Origin of the sequence: Maribacter halichondriae (genome assembly GCF_027474825.1) — a bacterium.
Taxonomy (GTDB): Bacteria; Bacteroidota; Bacteroidia; order Flavobacteriales; family Flavobacteriaceae; genus Meishania; species Meishania halichondriae.
In genome coordinates, this window is sequence record NZ_CP107030.1 from 4,392,303 (window position 1) to 4,413,742 (window position 21,440).

Annotated in this window: 18 protein-coding genes and 1 pseudogene; 2 read left to right on the plus strand and 17 right to left on the minus strand. The window is 40.1% G+C overall.

Going from position 1 to position 21,440, the window contains the following annotated elements:
* Positions 1-22: 22 nt before the first annotated feature.
* The 4 genes from N8A86_RS20600 to N8A86_RS20615 form a co-directional block, all read right to left on the minus strand.
* Entirely contained in the window at positions 23-1,786 is a 1,764-nt protein-coding gene (locus N8A86_RS20600) for a DUF2135 domain-containing protein (protein WP_273567082.1), read from the minus strand.
* Positions 1,787-1,869: 83 nt separating this feature from the next.
* Positions 1,870-2,916, minus strand: coding sequence for a DUF2135 domain-containing protein (locus N8A86_RS20605; protein ID WP_273567083.1), 1,047 nt, complete (start codon positions 2,914-2,916; stop codon positions 1,870-1,872).
* A 38-nt stretch (positions 2,917-2,954) separates the two neighbouring features.
* Positions 2,955-4,097, minus strand: a complete 1,143-nt coding sequence (locus tag N8A86_RS20610) for a vWA domain-containing protein (RefSeq protein WP_273567084.1) — start codon at positions 4,095-4,097, stop codon at positions 2,955-2,957.
* 11 nt (positions 4,098-4,108) lie between these two features.
* Complete coding sequence (locus N8A86_RS20615; protein ID WP_273567085.1) at positions 4,109-5,455, minus strand: M24 family metallopeptidase; 1,347 nt, start codon at positions 5,453-5,455, stop codon at positions 4,109-4,111.
* Between the two features lie 173 nt (positions 5,456-5,628).
* Between N8A86_RS20615 and N8A86_RS20620 the strand changes: the two genes are divergently transcribed.
* Positions 5,629-6,417, plus strand: a complete 789-nt coding sequence (locus tag N8A86_RS20620) for an SGNH/GDSL hydrolase family protein (protein WP_273567086.1) — start codon at positions 5,629-5,631, stop codon at positions 6,415-6,417.
* A gap of 23 nt (positions 6,418-6,440) precedes the next feature.
* On the opposite strand, the gene N8A86_RS20625 is transcribed toward N8A86_RS20620, so the two are convergent.
* From N8A86_RS20625 to N8A86_RS20685, 13 genes and pseudogenes are all read right to left on the minus strand, one after another.
* Complete coding sequence (locus N8A86_RS20625; protein ID WP_273567087.1) at positions 6,441-7,520, minus strand: AMP-binding protein; 1,080 nt, start codon at positions 7,518-7,520, stop codon at positions 6,441-6,443.
* Entirely contained in the window at positions 7,510-8,448 is a 939-nt protein-coding gene (locus N8A86_RS20630) for a CPBP family intramembrane glutamic endopeptidase (protein WP_273567088.1), read from the minus strand. Before N8A86_RS20630 ends, N8A86_RS20625 begins: the two co-directional genes overlap by 11 nt.
* Positions 8,439-9,491: an o-succinylbenzoate synthase gene (locus N8A86_RS20635; protein ID WP_273567089.1), complete on the minus strand. Its 1,053-nt coding sequence runs from the start codon at positions 9,489-9,491 to the stop codon at positions 8,439-8,441. Before N8A86_RS20635 ends, N8A86_RS20630 begins: the two co-directional genes overlap by 10 nt.
* 401 nt (positions 9,492-9,892) lie before the next feature.
* A complete protein-coding gene (locus N8A86_RS20640) occupies positions 9,893-10,573 on the minus strand; it encodes a metal-dependent hydrolase (protein WP_273567090.1) in 681 nt (226 codons plus the stop codon).
* Between the two features lie 150 nt (positions 10,574-10,723).
* The gene (locus N8A86_RS20645; protein ID WP_273567091.1) at positions 10,724-12,625 is read right to left on the minus strand and encodes a sensor histidine kinase; all 1,902 of its coding nucleotides are present in this window, start codon (positions 12,623-12,625) and stop codon (positions 10,724-10,726) included.
* Between the two features lie 833 nt (positions 12,626-13,458).
* The gene (locus N8A86_RS20650; protein WP_273567092.1) at positions 13,459-14,208 is read right to left on the minus strand and encodes a LytR/AlgR family response regulator transcription factor; all 750 of its coding nucleotides are present in this window, start codon (positions 14,206-14,208) and stop codon (positions 13,459-13,461) included.
* 33 nt (positions 14,209-14,241) lie between these two features.
* A complete protein-coding gene (menA, locus tag N8A86_RS20655) occupies positions 14,242-15,150 on the minus strand; it encodes a 1,4-dihydroxy-2-naphthoate octaprenyltransferase (protein ID WP_273567093.1) in 909 nt (302 codons plus the stop codon).
* A gap of 2 nt (positions 15,151-15,152) precedes the next feature.
* A pseudogene (locus N8A86_RS20660) lies at positions 15,153-15,750 on the minus strand (SPOR domain-containing protein).
* Between the two features lie 180 nt (positions 15,751-15,930).
* Positions 15,931-16,764, minus strand: coding sequence for a CvfB family protein (locus tag N8A86_RS20665; protein WP_273567094.1), 834 nt, complete (start codon positions 16,762-16,764; stop codon positions 15,931-15,933).
* 88 nt (positions 16,765-16,852) lie between these two features.
* Positions 16,853-17,194: a DUF2853 family protein gene (locus tag N8A86_RS20670; RefSeq protein ID WP_273567095.1), complete on the minus strand. Its 342-nt coding sequence runs from the start codon at positions 17,192-17,194 to the stop codon at positions 16,853-16,855.
* A 30-nt stretch (positions 17,195-17,224) separates the two neighbouring features.
* Complete coding sequence (gene menD / locus N8A86_RS20675) at positions 17,225-18,988, minus strand: 2-succinyl-5-enolpyruvyl-6-hydroxy-3-cyclohexene-1-carboxylic-acid synthase (protein WP_273567096.1); 1,764 nt, start codon at positions 18,986-18,988, stop codon at positions 17,225-17,227.
* 44 nt (positions 18,989-19,032) lie between these two features.
* Positions 19,033-20,136 (minus strand): chorismate-binding protein, encoded by a 1,104-nt coding sequence (locus N8A86_RS20680; RefSeq protein ID WP_273567097.1) that lies wholly within the window; start codon positions 20,134-20,136, stop codon positions 19,033-19,035.
* Position 20,137: 1 nt separating this feature from the next.
* On the minus strand, positions 20,138-20,560 hold the full coding sequence (locus tag N8A86_RS20685; protein WP_273567098.1) for a PaaI family thioesterase: 423 nt from the start codon (positions 20,558-20,560) through the stop codon (positions 20,138-20,140).
* Between the two features lie 235 nt (positions 20,561-20,795).
* Here N8A86_RS20685 and N8A86_RS20690 point away from each other — a divergent pair, with 235 nt between their 5' ends.
* Complete coding sequence (locus N8A86_RS20690; protein WP_273567099.1) at positions 20,796-21,440, plus strand: alpha/beta hydrolase; 645 nt, start codon at positions 20,796-20,798, stop codon at positions 21,438-21,440.

Here is a 21,440-nt window from a genome sequence, read left to right on the forward strand (position 1 = left end):
GGCTCATTTCATAGCTATTTTTTTAATTCGACGTAATTGAAGCGGTATTCTGTATTTTAAATAGTTCTTGGTTCACATTTTTGAGCCCTAGTTTAAAGACATTGGTCTCCTTTCTTTGGGCCGCACTGCCATAGTCATAATAAATCGTAGCCTTCAGGTAGCTCGGGGTCAATCTTTTATTGCCTAGATACTTGGCATTTACCTGCCACGTACCCTGAAGGGATTCGTCTATCAAAAATTCCTCACAGGAATACCCCGCCAGCTTTTCTTCCCGAATACGCTCAGGATCGGCGAATAAAGAATGTTCGGTCGCATAATAATGTCCTTCTGGGTTCACGAACTGTAATTCAAATTCGGCCTCGCCATCGTTCCATTCGAAGACCAAACGCGTGCCATCGAAATCATTTTCCACCTTAAAATCATGGAGGTCATTTTGTGGGAAAATATTCTTTCCCTTCAACGTGATAAGGTTGTTGAATTCACGATCCATCATTTTGGTCACGGTTAAGGTATCATTGGCAAGAAGACCTTTTTCAACCAAATGATCATAGCGCGAATACAAAGAAGCAGCTTTCTTGTACTCTCCGATATCTCTGTAGCTGTTGGCCAGATCCATGTAACTCTGTACATAATTTGGCCGCAACAAGAACAATTCACGATACACCTGATTTGCTTGTTCAAAATCCCCGTTGTCCTGATGGACATAGGCCAGTGCCTTTAACGCAACGGGGTTCTCTTTAAAAGATTCGGCATGATTATCAATTACTCTATTGGCCAAGGTGTTATCATCAAATCGTTCTTTTAAAAAACGGTAGGTGTCTATCGCAAAGGAATAAGAATCGCCATAGGTTGTCTTATGGTTTTCATATACTTCCAAAGCTTCCTTCACATTGCGACTGGCATGGAGATTCTTTATATAACGAGTTTCATTTTTAAGTATGTTATCATTATCCAGGGCATCATAGGTGTACTTGTTCCCACGCAGTCGGGCTAGATCGAAAGGGCGGTTGCCATCTTCGTCAGATCCATGATTTACATCACTCGTATTGATAACAACCATACCTCCGCTTGCAACTGGGCCATATCGACGAATCGCCTTACCAGCGGGAATGACCCCTATTCTGATTACCTTTCTAATATCCAATTCCACAGGGGCTTCTTTCCAGACATGTCCATCTAGCTCATAGGCTACCGGAAGCGCATCCCTTAAGGATCCAAAACTTGACGTAAAAAGAAAACGCTCTCCCCACTTTGTACGAACAATCATACCAGGCAATTGTTCGGCAATGGCATCCAATATATCGCGGGCCTTACTGTTCAAATTTTTACCGTCCACCACGCGAAGTTCGTAACCGACCAATTCAGGACTGAGATACCCAAAGTCGGTATTGATGATAGAAGTATCATTATAATAATTTCGCGCAAAATCTTTCTGGGTCTTCCTTTTTCGTTTTGTAACGACTACTTCATCAAGCTGTTCAAAATCAGGCCGTAACTCAACGTTAAGCTGCCTTGTAATATCTTCAATTACTATTTCTAGGGATTCTTTGCCAACATGACTGAAAATCAATGTGGTTTTTGGTAAGACCTTAATACTGTATTTTCCTTCTTCATCGGTCGTGGTTCCATGAACTGTTCCTTTAATAAAGACACTAACATCTGATAATGGAGTTTGACCATCGGTAACTGTTCCGAAAACCGTTTTAGCCTTTTCTTGGGATTTTAAAGAAGATGTGCATACTAAAAAGAGAAGAAGAAAATAAGTTGTTGCAAAAGATATTTTCATAGCATTATTTCTTTTTAGCACATAGTCCTAAAGCTACAAAAATTATACCAAGTTTACCTAATACAAGGCATTGCGCGAGGAAATTAATTGACCGTCAGTGTCTTAATATTTTTCTTTTCATTGTTTTTTGTGAAATGGACCACTACGTCCTCACTACGTTGTGAGGGGTATCCAAAATCTTGATAAATAGTACATTTAATTACCAGGGGAATACCGCTTTCTTTTGGAAAATCTTGTAATGCCTTCGCATTGATAATCCATTTTCCCGCGACCTCGTTGCCATTGAACTCGAATTCTTCGACCCGATAATTTTTTTTGATTTCATCTTCAAGACGTTCCCTATTTTCGGTATTGGTATGCTTCCAGTTGAAAAATCGTTTTTGTGGATTCACAAACTGTAACTCAAATTCGGCCCCGGGATGGTTCCATTCAAAGACTAATCGCACTTTGAATTTAATGTTGTTCAGGTACTTAGCGTCCAAAGTCGTTGTATTCAATTGACTCCTATCCATAAAAACCAAATTTCTTATTTCCCGGTTTAGGGTCTTGGAAATACTGGATGCATCCATAGAGAAATAGGTGTCGCCCTTCGTCATGGCTAAAAACTCATTCAACGCCTTTTGCGACTGTCCCAGTTCTTTTAGTGCCAAGGCACGATTCAAATGTGCATTAACATCGGCGGGTGTTCGTTCGATGATTTCTTCATTGGCTTTGAACACGTAATCTGCAATACCTAAACTCAAAAATGCCGTAGCGACCAACCTTAGTACTTGACCACTATTTTGATTTTCCTCCCAAAGATTAGAAATAATCCGGGCTGCCGTCTTTTTATTTTTTTTCTTAAAATAGGAAAACGCATCAAGATAGAAGTTGATGTCTTTTTTATTCATCTCCCGCAACGTCAAATAGGTTTCATAAGCCTCTTCGGTATTTGCGGAAGACTCCATGGCTTCAAGGAAAGGTGATTTACCGGTAGAAACCTCAGATTCCTTTCCTTCATATACATTATTCTTTAATCGGGCCCTGTCCACTTTTTTCTTATTGGGGCCAATACCCGCTCCACCTGTTTTCGTAGTAATCAAAATAACCCCGTTGGCACCAGCGGCACCCCATTGATTGGTGGCGGCCAAACCTTTGAGTACGGTAACTTTTTCAATGTTTGCAGGGTCTATAAAACTGTGGTTGGCAACGGTCTGATCAAAAGTACCCTCTTGTGCATTAATTTCACGGCTACTTCTTTTTTTGGGATACCATCGATGACAAGAAGCGCGTTCGAATCCATATACAGGGAGTGTCGTCCTCTAATCTCAGTTTGCGCCAAACCACCTTCTACCCCAATGGAGTTTTTGGTAGACACATCTACGCCGGCCACTTTATTTCTGATGGCATCGCCCGCGGTGACCTCAATGCTCGATATTTCATCCTCAGAAATTGTAGCTACTTCATAGCCCAAACGGTCTTTGCTATACAGGGCATAGCCCGTATTTATCAATTCTTGTTGTTGTCGTTCTTCGACGACAACAACCTCATCTAAAGAAACAATATCGGCCTCAAGAAAAATTTTGGTATGTACCATCATCTCGACAGGCACTATTTTCAACGTTTTGCTCTCCCTACTGGTTACCAATAGGGTGTCCCCGACTTCAGCAGGTATCGAAAAACTACCACTTTCATCTGTTAAAAAGCTGTCAGAGATACCTTTTAAAGCGACCTTGGCATTTGAGACCGGTCTGTTGTCAATGTAGACTGTACCCTGTAATAATCCCCGATTTTCGATTTCTTTCTCAATCGGTTTTTCATTTACCATTTCTTCAGAAGTTTTTGAAAAGTCGATGAGGCGCCCCCTATTGATCAAGGCGGTTCTCTCTAAAAATGCCTTGTTTTTATTGGAGCTACTGTTAACTATAAAGCTCTTTTCGGGAATAGGAAGTACATCCTTGCTCAACAATCGATTTCCATCGGTAAAAACAAAAACTTTAGGGTGGCGTATTTTATCCTTGAGATTCAAAAAAATGCTAGCCCCATCATATACCACATTTTGAAGTTCCTCGCGGAGTTCGTTCCAATCGCCATTGATAACAGTACAGTTTTTTTCGGTAACTTCGATATTAAAATAGAGCAATTGCACCTCGACATTTTCTGTCTTTTTGAAATAGCTGTCCAATACCGAAAAGTCTTTTTCAAGATCTCGCCCGCTCATCGATAAAGAATTGTCCCAACAAATGGTAACATTGGTATTTTTATTTTCTTGGGCAAGAATATCCCCAAAAATTAAAAAATAACTTGCCAGTAGTAAGAGCATTGATTTCATGTCATCTCATTTTAATTGCCTTGATGTTTCTTTAGTCTTGGAATCAACAAAAGCTCTGTTTGTCTTCCGTTGACATATCGAAAACCGTCTTCGCCAAAAAAACCTGCCTCCTCGAACATGATCCGAATATCACGTTTCCATTCAGGAATAGTTACCGTGGTGTTCAATTCAATGGCATATACCGTATTAGGATTCAATGGATAATTTTCACCATCATCTTTCATCACTCCGCCTTGGGAATCCCACATGCCGATAGTCGTGCCCGCGGAATGACCATATAAACCTAAGGGATGTGTATAGATTGATGGGCGTAATCCGACCGCTTTGGCTTCATCCAAGGCCTTCGCCAAAATTTCATTTCCGGTACGGCCCGCAATCATATTTTTGGTCAAAAAGTCTTGAACTCGGTTACCGTCCTTAAAGGCATCCCGCAAAAATTCGGGAGCTTCCCTTTCGTTTGGTTTCAAAACATACGCTAGTTCTTGACAATCGGTATTCAAACGCAAATAAGTTATTCCAAAGTCACAATGAACAAGATCGCCCGGTAAAATTACCGTGTCTTCAGGCCTGCCCGAAAATGAATACAGATGACCGACCAATTCTTCACTGGTGCGCTGCACATCAATGGTAGGATGAAACCAAGTCTCTAGACCCAAATCGGTCACTTTTTGACGCATCCACCACTCTACTTCCGCTGTTGTCGTGATACCAGGCGTAATTACTCTTTCTGAAAATGCCTCATCGATAATATCGTGGGTAATATCAACTAGTTGATTGTAAATGACCATTTCACGGGGTGTTCGGGTCTCTATCCATCGTACGGCAAGCTGTTCGGCAGAACCTACGCGGGAGTGGTATTTCTTTGGAAGGTTTTGCATAAACTCGTCATAATCGGTCTTGTCCAAACCATCGGCGATATTATGATCCTTGGAATAATTCAGTCCGATTTTCTTCGGATTCCGCTCTTCGATCAACTGGATCAATCGTTTCCATTGGTCAGGCTCTTGCTCCTTATCCCAAGCGGATACAATATTATCCCCTACGTTATATCGAGCCACCGCCAGTTTCTCAATGGTATTTTTTGTTTTGTTTCTATAAAAAAGCAAGATAGTCCTTCTTCTGGCATTCAACCAAGTCGCGGGAAGCATGGTACGCAATACCGGATCTTCATTGTACTCACGTGAAATCAGGATCCACATATCGATATCCGCCTTGTCCATAAGCCCTGGAAGCAGGTTGTTGAATTTATCGTTTAAGATTTCATCTACGACCCTTGCTCTTTCGTTTTCGGGGAGTATGCGTTGGGCTGAAACTAAAATTGTAGTGCTAAGTAATAAAAAGGTAATTGTTTTTTTCATAATGAGTTTTTACACCTATGAAAATACGGATTTTGGACAACTCGACAAGTTTAGCCTAAAAATATAGTATGCCAAACGGATTCTTGTATCCCTTTGTACGGAAAAATGCTATTGGCAACCATAATCCCTACAAAGGCCGACAATCTTTACATAATAAGTGCTATTTTTAAAATATGGTCGAAGACTTCAAACATAACGGCTTCCCTTGGTTACGGTTTATGAATTTCTTTTTTGTAGGTGCCATACGATTTTCTGTACTGGTTTTATTTCTGGTTTCCGGTTGCTCAAAAAGTGAGAAATCGGATACTGCCCAAGAGGTTGAAAATTCGAAGTCGGTAAGTGATATTGAAGTTCTTTTTATAGGTAATAGCCATACCTATTACAATTCAGGAGTTCCATTTCACATGGGGCGTTTTAGGGAGCAAGAAAATTTGCCTTACTCACCTTTTATTGCTGAATCTTCATTCGGAGGCTTTAGCTTGACCGATCATCTAAGCAATGCTGCGACCCTTGAAAAAATAAATGAACGTGAGTGGGAATATATCGTACTTCAAGAGAATACTTTTGTCGCCGCCAACGATGGGCAATCGACCTTGATAGCTTTGAAGTCTTTTAAGGAGCTTTTAAGTCAAAAAAGTACAAAAATCTATCTTTTCATGACTTGGGAATATCAAGGCGAACCACAGATGTACGAACAAATAAAAAAAACTTATGAGGACGGTGCTATAGAAGCTAGTGCCGAAATTGTGCGTGTCGGTAAAGTGTGGAGGGAGATTATGCAAGATAGCCTACCCAATATAGATCTTTACAATGGAGATGGGTATCACCCTGGTCCTCAAGGAACATTTTTGGCCGCTGCTATGTTCTACTCGAAGATATACAAGAAGAACCCATCTGACAATCCATACAAAGCAGGATTGGAAACCGAGGTCGCCGATTATTTAAAATTGCAGGCCAACTAGCTCAAAACCTTTTTGGCATCGTTTCAATTGGATAGACTTTTCAAAGTCTCAAGTCTATTGATCTTGCCTGAGGTTGTCTCCACAAACTCAGGAACGTTTAAGATGTCCTTTGGGATTTCAAATTTTTGAAGCATCCTGGTATCCTTTATGCTATCGAACAATGTTGCCTTATCCACCTTGCCCTCTATCAAAAGAATCAGCTTTTGCCCTAGAATCTTATCGGGCGCACCAGAAACAAAAAACCGGTTTTCAATGATTGGGGCTAGCTTGGCCTCAATCGATTCAGGTATTAATTTAACACCTCCCGAATTGATGATGTTGTCAAAACGGCCTAACCACTCGAATTCGGTTTCAGACTTTAGATGTACAATATCATTGGTAATTATTTGAGCATCCAAAATATTAGGTGCATCAACGATCAAACAATCTCTATCGTCTGTTTTGAAAACAACATCCGGTAACGCTCGAAAATGCATCTCGGCTTCACTCGAATTGATGACATTTGAGTTTATTTTTTTGACCGCCACATGGGTAATCGTTTCTGTCATGCCGTAGGTCTCGTAAATATCCGTCGAGATATTTTGAAGTTTTTCTATTTGTTGCTTTGAGATGGGCGCACCACCTACAATCAACGTTTTGATACTATCCAATTTTGCTAATGAATTTTGAAGCTGCAAAGGCACCATGGCGCAGAAATCGTAGGTCTTAGACACAAAATCCATAGGACTTGAAGAAGGTTCCACATAATCAAGTTGCAGACCAAGGACCATTGCACGAACCAACATCATTTTTCCGGCAATAAAGTATGCAGGGATGCAAAGTAGCGCCGAATCGCCCGCCTTCAATTTAAAATATTCACCCGTGGCCCATGCCGAATTGGCCATATGCTTTTTTTTAAGCCCTACAAGCTTAGGTTTTCCTGTAGATCCCGATGTCTGTACTTCAATATTTTGCCCGACATTGCACCAATCCAAAAGAAAATCACCAATGGCTTTCTCATTTGGGTCTCCTTCCTTAACCAAACTATAGCCAACTTCCTTTAATTCTTCCTTATCGAAAGAAATTCCATTGAGCTTAAATTTTGAATGGATTTCAATTGCCATCTACACCTTCGGTATTAGCTGCTAAGAATACTTCTTTTGGTTCCACTTTGCCGGTCAGTCTGTCCTTCCAATCCGTCCAACCATATATTCGGGCAAAAATGAAAAGTAGAATAGGAAATATGACAAACACAGGGATGAACGCATCGAATCCCAAAGTGGGTTCCGCGATATTTTTATAGATCGCATCTACTTGAAATGCAGTACTATCGGCAGTAATCAATAATGCGGATACCAAATTGTTCGCGGCATGAAAACCAAGGGCAAGTTCTAGCCCCTTGTCCATTAAGGTTATGATTCCCAAGAAAAAACCTGTACCAATGTAATACACCATAATGCTGGGCCCCATCTCTTCGACTTCAGGATTACCTAAGTGCATCAATCCGAAAAGTACGGAAGTAATTACTAGGGGCACCCATCTGTTTTTCGCCATTATTCCAATACCCTGCATCATATAGCCCCTGAACAAATACTCTTCGAAACTCGTTTGTATCGGGATCAGAAGTAGCGCTATCACTAAAAGATATAAAAATGGCTCTAGGCGAAAATTGAATACATAATCCTCAGGTGAAAAATACATATCGGCGCCCGTCAAAACGATGGTTACAGTCGCCCACAATCCGAAGGAAAAGAAAACCCGTTTCCAATCGATTTTTCTTCGGGAAGTGGTCAGCGAAACGATGGATTGTTTGTGAATATATTTTACCCAAAGAAAAAGAAGGCCAATGCCAACTGCGAAAGGAACCAACATTTCTACCAAAAAACGATTTGCGCCTTTTTTGGCAATCTCGGCAGCCATAAAAGCTTCGACATCGATATTCAAGAGTTTTATGGCGATAAAGTTCAATACCATGAGACCTATAAAACCCAATGGTATCAAAAAGTATTTCCATATGCCCAATTCACCTTTATAGCCTTGCTCTATGTACATAATTCTTTGATTAAGTTAGTTGACCAATCTTTGTTTTTTCGATAATACAAGCTTCCATTTTCTACCTCAAGCGGGCTTTCAAAATTATTGGTGTATAGACTTCCCGTGCCTAAACCTTGAGGCATTTTATTTTTCAGGGTTGCCGTCCATTGTGCAATTGCGCTTAGACCGATATTGCTTTCAAGAGCACTTGTGACCCACCAACCGATTCTATATTTCTCGGCCAAGGCAATCCATTCTTCACTTCCTTCATAACCGCCTATCAAGCTGGGTTTTAAAATGATATACTGCGGTCGAATGGTTTGTAGCAGTTTTTCTTTATTCGTTACACCAAAAATCCCTATCAATTCTTCATCCAATGCGATGGGTAGTGGCGTTGAAGCACATAGCATTTTCAACGCTTCCCAATTTCCCTGTTTTATGGGCTGCTCTATGGAGTGTAAATCAAAGGTAGCGAGCCGTCTTATTTTTTCAACAGCTTTCTCTGGCATAAAAGCGCCATTGGCATCGACCCGCAATTCGATTTCTTCTTTGGAATATTTATTTCGTATGGATTCCAATATCTGTAATTCGGACTCAAAATCAATGGCGCCGATCTTCATTTTTATACAGCGAAAACCTTGAACAATCTTTTGGTCTATCTGGCTGTGCATGAAAACTTCATCTCCCATCCAAATAAGTCCGTTAATGGGTATGGGAATTCCACTGCGAACAAAACCTGTGTCAAATAATTCAAAGGAATTCTTCGATGCTAGTGACAGAAAAGCCTGTTCCAGTCCAAACTGAATGCTCGGGAAACGTTCCAAGGAATTTAAAAGCGTATCTCGTCCTTTCTCGATATTCTCACAAGTCCATTTCAATTTTTCTTCGTAACCCATAACATCGTCAATGCTCAAGCCCTGTAACAATCCACATTCCCCTATTCCGTAGTTTCCATTTTCTTCGAGGATTATGAACCAAGTTTCCTTTTGTGTTAAAACACCTCGCGATGTACCACTGGGGCGTTTAAAATCAAGAATATATTTTTTATAGGAAGCCTTCATCGGATGCAGACAAATTTAACCATATTTTAAGTCCAAGAGACTGTTTTGAAATATGTCGATTACTTTTTTATGCCCCTTTTTGCGCCGTTCGTCGTTAAAATTTTATTCCGTAGCTAAGGCTATGCAAGAAAATTTTGCCTAGAACGGCATCAAAAATGACCTATAAAAATTCTAATCACATATTTCAAAACAGTCTCTAAAATAACCGATGTGGCAGGTATGCGGCCAAACGGTTTGGGTTAGCGGAGCGTCATCAGGAGTTGGAGAGGTCTTGGCCTATGTGTTGGGCACTGAAAAATACGAGGCAAACAACCGCCGCATGGAAGCCATAGTATTTACCTATTCCGATTTTTTCCAATGCTCATGCACCGTGCCGAACTTAAAAATTCGTTCAAATAGCCCTATACCGTAAGTGATTTTCCCAAATCTAATAAAGTAAGTCGCTTACCGGCTTTTTTGAATTTATCCTTGGCCTCATCGTGATCGATTTCTATATATCCAAAGGTATCGTAGTGGTATCCTAAAATAGAATCGCATTTTATAAATTCTGCGGCTATGACCGCATCATCGATCCCCATGGTGAAATTATCGCCTATCGGCAGCACGGCCAAATCAAGATCAAAGCTCATGGGAATTAATTTCATATCCATAGTAAGGGCGGTATCCCCTGCAATATAGATGTGTTTGCCCGCTGAGGAAAGTATAAAGCCTCCGGGTTGACCCCCATAGGAACCATCGGGAAAAGAAGAAGTGTGAACGGCGTTCACGTATTTCAGCGTTCCAAAATCAAATTTCCATTGGCCACCGTGGTTCATGGGATGTGTTGCAAAACCCATATTGCCGTAATACGTTGCAATCTCGTAATTACTGACAATTGTGGCCCCTGATCTTTTTGCGATAGATTCTACATCCAAAATATGATCTTGGTGGGCGTGGGTAACCAATATGTAATCAGGATTCAAGGTCGAAATATCGACAACCTCAGAGGCCTTTTCATTTCCAGAAATAAAAGGATCTACCAGTAGGGTTTTGTTCTCTAGACGAATCAACAATGCGGCGTGGCCTAAAAAAGTAATTTGCATAAATGAAGTTTTACTCGATAATCGAGATTTAAATGCTCCGAGGCTCGCCCGCCTTCACGTAGCCATTTTGGCGGACGAAGTCCTCGGAATTTAATTTTTTCCTTTCGAATTCCTCGTGGGCTTGCCCCGAGGTAGTTGACTACCCCAAATTTATACAAAGTTGAACCAAAACCGAACACCTTCTGTGCTGTTGTCCACATTTAGTTTGGTTTGCAACTGATTGGCCAAGCGGTTCATTAGGCGGATTCCCATAGAGGAATTCGCTCTTTCATCGGTATCATCAGGTAACCCTACACCATTATCTGTGTATTCAAAGAAACCTTCTTTGTCTCCAATTTTTCTGAGATGAATGTAAATCTTACCATTATCATCGTCAACAGGAAATGCGTATTTGAAAGAATTAGAAACCAGCTCGTTCAAAATTAGTCCGAAAGGAATGGCCCGATCAATATCGAGTTCCACGCCCTCGGCATCAATCGTAATATTGATATTGTGTCCACCTTTTTTGTAAACGGATTGCACGCTATTGATAAGGCTTTCGATATAACCCTGCATTTCAATGACCGAAAGATCATCGTTCTGATATAGTTTCTGGTGAATAAGTGCCATGGCCTTTACCCTGCTCTTACCTTCTTCCAAAGCTTCAATAGCCGCTTTACTACGCGTGTTCTTGGTCTGTAGGCTCAATAAACTCGATACCATTTGAAGGTTGTTCTTTACCCTATGATGAATCTCTTTTAGCAAAGAATCTTTTTCGACCAAGGCATTCTCAATGATATGTTTTTGCTCTGCGATAAGTCTTTGATTTTTAATACTTCGCAAATAGGCATAAACAAGTCCTGAAAAAAGTAAAAGTGTAAACACCAAAGATATAAGTACCATATTGGTACGTTCATCTTGGGCTATCATTTCACTTTTTTGGCGTTCGAGGTTTTCTTTTTGTGCAGCCATAATGAGTTTGGTATTCTCCTTTTCTTTACCCATCACCGTAGCCAATTGTTGTTTTCTTAGTTCGGATTCGTTTTCGTTTATGGAGTCGTTGATACGTATATTATACCGTAAATAAGCAGATTCGTTTGCATAGTCGCCCGTCTTATTATAATAAACCGACATTAACCTGTTTTTCTTAATCAGGTTTTCGAGCTTTTTGGTCGCCAAATTATCGCTCAGATAATCGGTCGCTTTTTCAAGGTCGTTCAATTCAAGATAGCATTCTGCAATGGCTAAGCTATTCTCGACAATATCCGCAGAGTAACCTCCCTTATTATATTCCTTAAAAAGTTCAAGGCTTTGCTCAAGGTACGATATGGCTTCTTCATGTTGGCCAAGACCTACTAGGCTTTTTCCAATATTCCCCAGTATAGTGGCATGTAAAAGATTGGCTTCGACGAGCTCCTGTTCCGATTTGACCTTCATCACATCGATTAGGTTCAGGTCACTGTAGCTTTTCGCTTTTTTGAAATGACTGAGGGCCGTAGGTGTCGACTTGTCAAGTCTCAAATACGTGCCGACATTATTGTTGTATTCTGCCTGGGCAAAATAATCTTTCTCTCCTACTGTCTTTTGTGCTTGCGCAATATAATCTTCCATGGCCTTGCGATGCAATCCCAATTTGGAATAGATGTCATAGAAGAACACATCCTCGGTGAGGCCTAATTCTTTCTTTTCCTTTCGTATTTCAATTTGTTCGGTGTAAAGCCCCAATTCTCCAAAATTGGCATCCATTAAGTCAAGCAAAACGGACTTTTCCTTTAGTTCAAAATCTTCTTTTCCATTGTAAATCTCTTTCGCTATTGCCAAACTCTTATCATACTCCCCCAGGTCATTGTAAATCTGGGCCTGCATCAATTTGTAGTAGGTTATCGCGAGGGTATCTTGCTTTTTTTCGGCCGTATTTAAATATTTATTTACGGAATCCAGCCAATCATAGGCCGAATTTTCATTGTAGCGATTTGAGGTGTCGAAAAAGAAATTGAAACGTGCAGAAGGAGTTTCCGTTTTTTGAAAAACCCTAAAAGAGCTTTCGGGAGTAGCAGCTGTCTCTTGAGCCATTATTGACCCCGTTACTAAGGCCATTAGGACAAATAGAATTAGAATTTTCCTGAATAATTTTTTCATACTAAAAAGCTGCAAGACCAAACTTAAAAAATTGCCTTGGTTTCGCTAAATTTTTGTTGTAGCTGAAATGCTTTGTTAAGAACAACAATTACTATTTTCTTAGCCGACCAAACTACAACCAAAAGAATATCTATTTATATTTTTTGACAAACCTTACTTACTTGTGATGCCTTCACTTGAGAAATACCCTTGACTATCATATTAAACATTAAAAAAAGCTGCATAGCACGTACACAGCTTTTTAGCGTATTATTTTAGACAGGATAAGGTTTGGGGCACCTCTTTCAATAATTTCAAAATTATGATTTTGATTCCCCACTTTCAGAATAATGTTGTGTAACCGTCGATTTTTGTTGTGAAAATAATCAGCGAGTCTTGCTAGTGCATTTCATCGGATTTTTATGTATTTCATGGATGTGGTTTCCATCTACGGAAAACCGCTGTAGGAATTTTTGTAATCCGACTAGATTTCGAAATCCATTTGATGATTTCTCTGAGTACATTACCAAGTTTCAGAATCAAAAAAGAGCCCGATCAATTAAGACCGAACCCTTTTACGAGAACACTATATGAAAATGAAAAAAATTATTCGTGGCTTGATGTATATCCGTTTGGAGTATCGTTACACGAATATAGTTCCAAGTGTCTGGTCAATAAATTAATTGTTGTAAACTCAGGAAAAATTGTGGTGAAGAAAGCCAATTCTGATTTATGGCAAAAAATAAAGGCGCCAAAAGCGCCTCGATTTTATAGCCGACGAATTTCTACTATGAATTCATGGCTGAAATTATAAACTCCTTAAACTCTTTAGATATTGGAATCAAGTTATTATTTATCATAATATCCTTTGAATTGATGGCATCGATATGATCGACATTTACGATGTATGACTTATGCGCCCGGTAGAACTTATGCTTTGGTAGTTTTTCAAGATAATCCTTCAATGGGGAACGCACCAAAAACTTCTTATCAACGGTATTCACTTCAAGGTAAACATTATCAGCTTTGATGAACTGTATTTCCTCAAACTGAATACGATAATAGAGATGCTGTTTCTTAACAAAAATGGAATCCTTCAGCACACTGTTGGACATCGGTACATCTGAACTGCCATCGTTCGAACTTGGTTTTCCGTCCGAATAAATGAAATTTGACAGGGCAATTTCAATGGAGGTGTACAAGTCTTGTTGCTCGAAAGGTTTTACCAAATAACCATTCGGTTTTACGGTCTTGGCATTCTCTACGGTGGCCCTATCCGAGTTGGAAGTCACAAAAATAAACGGAATGTCATAGTTTTCACGAATATGTTTACCTAGGTCGATACCCGTTTTATCAGATGCCAAGATAATATCTATTAAAACAAGGTCTACTTCTTTGGTTTTTAAGACTTCTTCTGCTTGTTCATATACAATGACATTGTCGACAATTTCGTAACCGATCTCTTCGAGCATCGATTGCATATCGTCGGCGATAATGACATTGTCCTCTACGATAAGAATTCTGATAGGTTGTTCCAAATTAGTTGGGGTTTAGATGGTTAGTATTCAAAATTACAAAAAATTATTAAATACGATGTAAAAGAAGACCGACATGAGGAATGTGCTCAGGGCCAGCTTTTTTAGTTCAGGGTCCAATTTTTCGGGTGCCTTGGTATGATTTACTTTCATCATATGAATGGCTATCGGTACGAACGCCAATAAAGGTAAAAACTGGGCAACAACGGAATGATTGACAACAACAAATACTAACATGCAAATGAAAGCTGTTAGTATCAGACCAAAATGATAAAACTTTCCGTAATTGAATCCCATTTTAACCACTAACGTATTTTTACCCGATTTCTTATCATTCTCGAAATCGCGTAGATTGTTAAGGTTCAAAACGCCCGTACTTAAAAGTCCTATGGTACATGCGGGCAAAAGTGCCGGCCACGAAAATTGCTTGGTATATAAAAATAGGGTGCCAACTACGGCAAGTAGCCCGAAGAAAAGGAAAACAAAAATATCTCCTAAACCCTTATAGCCATAGGCCGAATTCCCTACGGTATATCGTATTGCGGCCCAAATGCTGGCCAAGCCCAGCACAACGAACAAGGCGAAGTAGGCCAAGTTCTGAGTACCAAAGGCAAAATAAAGCACTCCAAGAATCAATAGAAGGTTAATCCCAATAGAAACCATGATTCCGGTTTTCAGTTCTTTTCGTGTCAACAATCCACTTTGTAATACCCGTTGTGGGCCCAGACGAAAATCATTGTCAGTTCCCTTAACACCATCACCATAGTCATTGGCGAAGTTCGAAGTTACCTGAAAGCCTATTGTTGTCATTAGCGCTAGAACAAATATGATGTTATCAGATTGACCATAGAAATTGGCGAGGGCTGTACCCACTACTACTCCGGAGATGGAAAGGGGGAGCGTTCGTAACCTAGCTGCTCTAAGCCAAGTTGAGAATTTTGACAAAACTAAAACGGATCTTCTATTTGTATACGTTTTCCTTCTTTATACGAAGCGACAAAAGCGTCCTTGAAACCGATATCGACTAATTGCGCGCGGAATTTCTGGGCCTCTTGCAAGGTTTCAAAATTACCCAAGGAATACGAATAAAACGGATTCGTCTTCACGAACATCGTATTGGTAAGCGCTTCGGATGCCAGGGTAACATTGTTATCAACAAAAGACTTAACTTGAACGGAATAGACTTTCTCCTTTTCCAAAAATTCTTGGCCAAATAGAACTCTTTAACCAAACTTAGCTCTTCATTCTGTTGTTTTAAATTGTCAAGTCTACTTTTAATCGCATCCAAGCTATCGATATCAGATAGTACATATTGGTCTTGGGCCTCAAAATTGTTCTGACTTAATCCTGCCGTAAAGGCCGTTATGCCCAATGTGCCAATAAGAAAAAGACCGGTAATTCCAGCTAAAACATTCCGCTGAATCTTACTTTTTTCAGTTCTTTGTTCTTGAATTTTATTTGATCTAAAAGACGTTCGTTTATGATTTGCGCCTTATCGATATCCTTATGGAGTTCCAATAAATCGCTTTCTTCTATAAATGGCATGGGTCAGTGCGTTTTTAGGGGTCTTTAATTGCGCTAAAGTTAAGAAAAAATAAGCCATCATCGATGAAAAGCACTGGCCTATTGTTGCAAAAATAGCTTTTTATGTTGCAAAGGTGCAAAAAAGCGTTGTCAAAATTAAGAGTGGACTGATATTCAAAGCTATAGGCGTTGGAATAAACACTATTTAGCAACATGAATACCATCATTTTCAATAGTTATTTTTCGGGCTTTGTACAATGTACCGATTCCTTTTTTGAAAGTCTTTTTGCTCATTTGCAACTCTTTCTTAATGTCTTCGGGATCGGATTTATCGTGTAATGGCAGAAATCCGCCATGGGCCGTTAAGGTTTCATAGATTTTGTTGGCCGCAGGTTCTAGAATTTTTTCTCCTAGAGGTTGAAGGGAAACATCTATTTTGTTGTCCGAGCGTATTTGTTTGATTATCCCTTTGGTATACGTGCCGACCGAAACTTTCTTAAATATTTCATTCCGGTAAACGAGACCCTTATGCTGATGGTCTATAATGACTTCCCAACCTAGATCGGTCAATCTTGTAAAGACAAGATCTACTTCGTCTCCTTCCGAAACCGTCAACTCTTCATTACTTAAAAATCGATCTAGCTTGTTCGAGGCGACCAAGCGATTCGTTTTTTCATCAAGATAGCAATGCACGACATACCATTGTCCCTCGACCATTTTAGATCGCTGTTCCCTGAACGGTACAAGCAAGTGCTTCTCTAATCCCCAATCCATAAAAGCTCCGAATTCGTTGACCTCCGCAACTTTCAGCAACTGAAACTCGTTGACTAAGATTTCAGGTTCGATGTTCGTCGCCACAGGACGTTCTGCATGGTCTAAATAGCAAAATACGTTCAGGGCATCTCCGATCTCGTATGTTTCTGGAACATATTTATTCGGAAGTAAAATCTCATTACCTTCTCCGTCGCCCAAGAAAAGTCCGACGCTGGTATCCCGTAATATTTCCAAAGAATTGAATTCGCCCAATGCTATCATGTCGCAAAAATAGTGAAGTCGTTTAAAACCAAGGCATAAAAAAACCGCCTACATTTCGGTAGGCGGCCTGATTTAAGCTATACATCTTTTATTTGTAAACCGATTCTTTTTTGAAATGCTTGCACAGTTGGTAATAGACCACCGCTCTGTGTTTGTTCTTGTTGGAAGATCCGTATTTTTCAACAACACTTTTGATAGCATCCATTAATTGCGGACTATCTTTCATCCCCAATTTTTTGATCAAATAGTTGTTCTTTACGGTTTCCAATTCTTTTTCATCGGCTCCGGAAACTTTGGAGGCGTCCAAATTGTAAATCGATGGACCCAAACCTATGGTCACTTTAGTTAAAAGTCCCATGTCTGCACTTGCGCCAAATTTGTCTTTAATGTCAGCAGCGTACTTCTCGATTAAATCGTCTCTTTTACTCATAATAGTTAGTGTTCTAAAATTAATTAATGGTTAACTAAGTTTCGAAGATATAAAATCGAAATAACCGAGCAAAATTTTATCATTCAATAATCGTGGCGTCGATATTTCGAGTAGTTGGGGTATATTAGAGTGTGTATAGAAGGTTTTGCAACTATTTTCAAGGGATTCTTGATCGTCTGCGGCTTGATAACCGATTCCATACATTTTACACAAGTCTTGCGCATTTAGGTTGTGGGTAGTTTCAAAATAGGTTTCAAAATTCTCGGTATCCTCTGTTCCTGGAAGTATCCTAAATATGCCTCCTCCCTGATTATTGATCAAAATAATCCTGAAATCAGGTCGAATGTATTTGTTCCATAGTCCGTTACTGTCATAGAAAAAACTAAGGTCCCCCGTTATCAATATAGTTGGTTCTTTATGATACATCGCCCCGCCGATCGCGGTCGATGTACTTCCATCTATTCCACTTGTTCCCCGATTGCAAAACACCTTTAAAGATGGATTCAAATCAAATAACTGCGCGTACCGCACCGTAGAACTATTCGCCAATTGCAATTGGTAGTTCTTGGGAATCGTGCTTAGAATAATGTCAAAAACCTTCATGTCGGAGAAAGGAATTTCTTCCAAGTACGCTTCCCTACTATTTATATAATTTGACCTATATAAATTCCATTGTTCGTAATATTCACTCCGAATGGGTTTCGTCGACGTAAGAAAGGTCATGAAAAATGAATTGACATCCCTTTTAAAGTGCTGTGAAAGGCTAAAAAAAGTATCGAAGGCCTTTTGGCTATCCACATGCCAGTGATGTTCGGGGCGGTATTCCCTCAAAAAAGCTTTTATCTTTTTTGATACGATAAGGCCCCCAAAGGTCAACACGATCTCAGGTCGCAGTTTCTCGAAAATAGTACCCCGCTGTGCTGACTTTTCAATAGGTGCGATAATACTATCGATACTTGGGAAGAAACTTTCATGGTGTAAGTTGGATGTCGTTTCGGTCAATACCACTACCGAAGAATCTTCAGCCAACGCATCAAGAAATTCTTGTTGTATGCAATTCGGTGTATTTGCCCCAACAAGTACCATCTTCCTTTCAGATGCATTCCAAACCTCCAGAAAGCCCTGCAAATTCGAAGGTGAAAGTTCAGGCTCATCGTTATACTGAAATTCCGGATGTACCGTGGGTTTTTCAATGACATTGTACAAGGGTTCCTCAAAAGGAACATTGATATGAACCGGAATTTTTTGACCAGTAGCTGTATTCATGGCCAAATTCAGTTCCCCATCGTTAAATTGCTGAACTTCTTCCTGTATCAAATCCACGGAATTTTTTTCCAACCATTGTGGCGCATAATGCGAAATTCGGTCCGTGGCATGTGTGACATCTTGCTTCAGGTTTGCCGAATATCCGATATGACGTTCAAAAACATAGTCTTGACGAATCGTCTGCCCGTCACCGATATCGATTTTATAAATTGGGCGATCAGCGGATATCACGACCAATGGAATTTGACTATAAAAGGCCTCTGCAATAGCAGGATAATAATTCAACAACGCACTACCCGAAGTACATACCAAAGCAACCGGTTTCTGAATTTGCTGGGCAATGCCAAGCGCAAAAAAACCTGCACACCGCTCATCTACGATACTGAAACATTTGAAAAAAGAATCTTCGGAGAAACCAATCGTCAATGGGGCATTTCGTGAACCTGGAGAGATTACAATGTTTTCAATTCCCTTGGCCTTGCAATGTTGCACGACCGATTGTGCAGATGGGATGGTAGCATATTTCATCAGCTGCAAAAATACAACGCCATCCGATCTTAGCCCAATTATTTTTAATCTAAGACAATATTGAGCATGGTCTTACTTTTGGCAACGGTTTCTTCCCATTCTTTTTCGGGGTGAGAATCTTTGGTTATTCCGCCACCTACGTAAATTATCGCTTTTTGGTCCGTCAATTGCATGCACCGAAGATTTACAAAAAGTTCAGTGCTTACTTTAACGGACTTGTACGCCCTATTTTCAATATTTCTTCTGTTCGAAGAACGGGCCGTATCCGTTTTAAAATTCAGTTCGCCTAAAAACCCGGTGTAAAAGTCACGGTTGTAATTTTCATTTTGAAGAATGAAATTCTTAGCGGCTTCTTTGGGTAATCCGCAAACCGCTGGTGTTGGGTGTAAAGCTTTGATGATTTCCGCCAATCCGTTTTGCATGATTCCAGAGAGTTTTGTACGCAAATGCCATAACATTCCCGCCCGTACCGATTCCGTTTCCGACACCTGCAAATCAATGATCTTACCTTTTAGTGCCTCAAAAATATATTGGGTTACGAGTTTTTGTTCCTCAATTTCCTTGGTGTCCCAGGTGGGGTCGATATCTTCAATGAACCGCTGCGTGCCCGCCAAAGACATGGTAGTAAACCGGTTATTTTCAATACGCAATAAAATTTCCGGAGTCGCCCCCGACCACATCCCTATTTTTGGGTGATACCAAAGATATCGTAAGGCACTGTCATACTTTGAAATCAAGCTTTGGAACAATTCCAAAGGCTGTTTCGAGCACTCCACTTCCAAATTTCTAGAAAGTACTACTTTATCGAAAGTTCCTTTTTTTATTTCGGATATGCCTTTTTCAACAAGAGCTAGGTGCAGCGTTTTGGCAACAATATGAAAGTTTAAATCAGTTTTGTTTTGTCCGGATTCTTTGTGCAAAACTGTATTATCCCGTAAAACGGTATCCGGCTTAAAAAAATAGGATGGGCCGTTCGTGTCAAAAGGTGCAAATAGAAATCCTGTTTCGGTATAATCGGATATTTGATGCAATTGGTCATCTTCCTGCAAAATGGCTATCAAATCGGACGCCCTAGGTTTTCGATATACCACGAAGGGAAGCTTTTTCGAAAGCTGGTCTTCAATTTTTTCAAAAAACGTAGCGGTCATATTATTTTTTGGGGAGGGCGATGGTGGTCAGTTTACAAACGGATATCAGGTTTTGTTCGGCATCCCTTATTTTAATGTCCCATAATTGTGTGGTGCGTCCTTTATGGATAATCGTGGCCGTTGCAAAAACCTCGCCTTCTCGGACGCTTTTGACATGATTGGCCGATATTTCAATACCACGGACAAAATAGTTTTCCGCATCCAAAAAAATATAGGACGCCGTGCTGCCAACACTTTCGGCCAACGCCACCATGGCACCACCATGCAATACACCGTCGGGTTGGTGCACTTTTGAATTCACGGGCATTTTGCCTATCAAGAAATTCTCGCCAACATCGATATATTCAATTTCCAAGGTCTCCATCATCGTATTCTTTGAAGATTCATTGCAAACCTTTAAAATTTTCTCCTTTAATTCGTTCATCGAAGTATTTTTTACAAAATTACGGATTACAAGAACAACAGAAAACATTGAACTCATCTTGAATTAATTTTTGGAACCGAGAATGAAGGCTTTTGTAGTCTGATGAAGTCATTTTTTGGTTGCATAGCCATAGGTACGGAAGCGAAAAATGGCAAAATCAGGACGCAAAATGCGAAATTCGCAGGAAAAAGATTAGCTCAAGAAGAGTTCATTACCTTGAAATAGATTTTATCTTATGGATTCCCAGGAAAAGAAAGTTTTATATCATACAACGAATACCTATGAAACGCTAAACGAACTGACCGATAAGACCCAAAACATCTGGGTCGTATTGCATGGCATCGGTTTTTTAAGTCGTTATTTTCTGAAGTATTTCGATGAGCTACCCCCTGAAGAGAATTATATCATAGCACCCCAAGCGCCCTCAAAATACTATCTTAAAAATGAATATCGTCATGTTGGCGCCAGCTGGCTGACCAAAGAAAATACCCCCTTGGAAACCGAAAACGTCATTGCCTATTTGGATGCCGTGCTGGAAGCCGAAAAGCTTCCAGAAGACAAACAGTTTATCCTTTTCGGATTTTCTCAGGGAGTCTCCATCGCGACAAGATGGTTGGCCGAACGGCAACTACATTGTGACCATTTGGTGCTCTACGCAGGCGGAATCCCCAGTGAGCTAACTGCGCATGATTTTCATTTTCTACAAAGCGATAAAACCAAGGTAACCGTACTTGTCGGGAACAAAGATGAATACCTGAACGAAGAACGCTTAAAAGAAGAATCGAAAAAAATCGACTTGCTTTTTCGTGGCAAGGCCGAACAACGTATTTTTGAAGGAGGCCACGAGCTGAAAAAAGAACTTATCAATCAACTTATTTGA

Coding starts and splice junctions, on each gene's coding strand:
- N8A86_RS20600 (WP_273567082.1), bottom strand. CDS start 1,786: ATGAAAATATCTTTTGCAACAACTTATTTTCTTCTTCTCTTTTTAGTA.
- N8A86_RS20610 (WP_273567084.1), bottom strand. CDS start 4,097: ATGAAATCAATGCTCTTACTACTGGCAAGTTATTTTTTAATTTTTGGG.
- N8A86_RS20615 (WP_273567085.1), bottom strand. CDS start 5,455: ATGAAAAAAACAATTACCTTTTTATTACTTAGCACTACAATTTTAGTT.
- N8A86_RS20620 (WP_273567086.1), top strand. CDS start 5,629: ATGGTCGAAGACTTCAAACATAACGGCTTCCCTTGGTTACGGTTTATG.
- N8A86_RS20625 (WP_273567087.1), bottom strand. CDS start 7,520: ATGGCAATTGAAATCCATTCAAAATTTAAGCTCAATGGAATTTCTTTC.
- N8A86_RS20630 (WP_273567088.1), bottom strand. CDS start 8,448: ATGTACATAGAGCAAGGCTATAAAGGTGAATTGGGCATATGGAAATAC.
- N8A86_RS20635 (WP_273567089.1), bottom strand. CDS start 9,491: ATGAAGGCTTCCTATAAAAAATATATTCTTGATTTTAAACGCCCCAGT.
- N8A86_RS20640 (WP_273567090.1), bottom strand. CDS start 10,573: ATGCAAATTACTTTTTTAGGCCACGCCGCATTGTTGATTCGTCTAGAG.
- N8A86_RS20645 (WP_273567091.1), bottom strand. CDS start 12,625: ATGGCTCAAGAGACAGCTGCTACTCCCGAAAGCTCTTTTAGGGTTTTT.
- N8A86_RS20665 (WP_273567094.1), bottom strand. CDS start 16,764: ATGATAGCATTGGGCGAATTCAATTCTTTGGAAATATTACGGGATACC.
- N8A86_RS20670 (WP_273567095.1), bottom strand. CDS start 17,194: ATGAGTAAAAGAGACGATTTAATCGAGAAGTACGCTGCTGACATTAAA.
- menD (WP_273567096.1), bottom strand. CDS start 18,988: ATGAAATATGCTACCATCCCATCTGCACAATCGGTCGTGCAACATTGC.
- N8A86_RS20680 (WP_273567097.1), bottom strand. CDS start 20,136: ATGACCGCTACGTTTTTTGAAAAAATTGAAGACCAGCTTTCGAAAAAG.
- N8A86_RS20685 (WP_273567098.1), bottom strand. CDS start 20,560: ATGAACGAATTAAAGGAGAAAATTTTAAAGGTTTGCAATGAATCTTCA.
- N8A86_RS20690 (WP_273567099.1), top strand. CDS start 20,796: ATGGATTCCCAGGAAAAGAAAGTTTTATATCATACAACGAATACCTAT.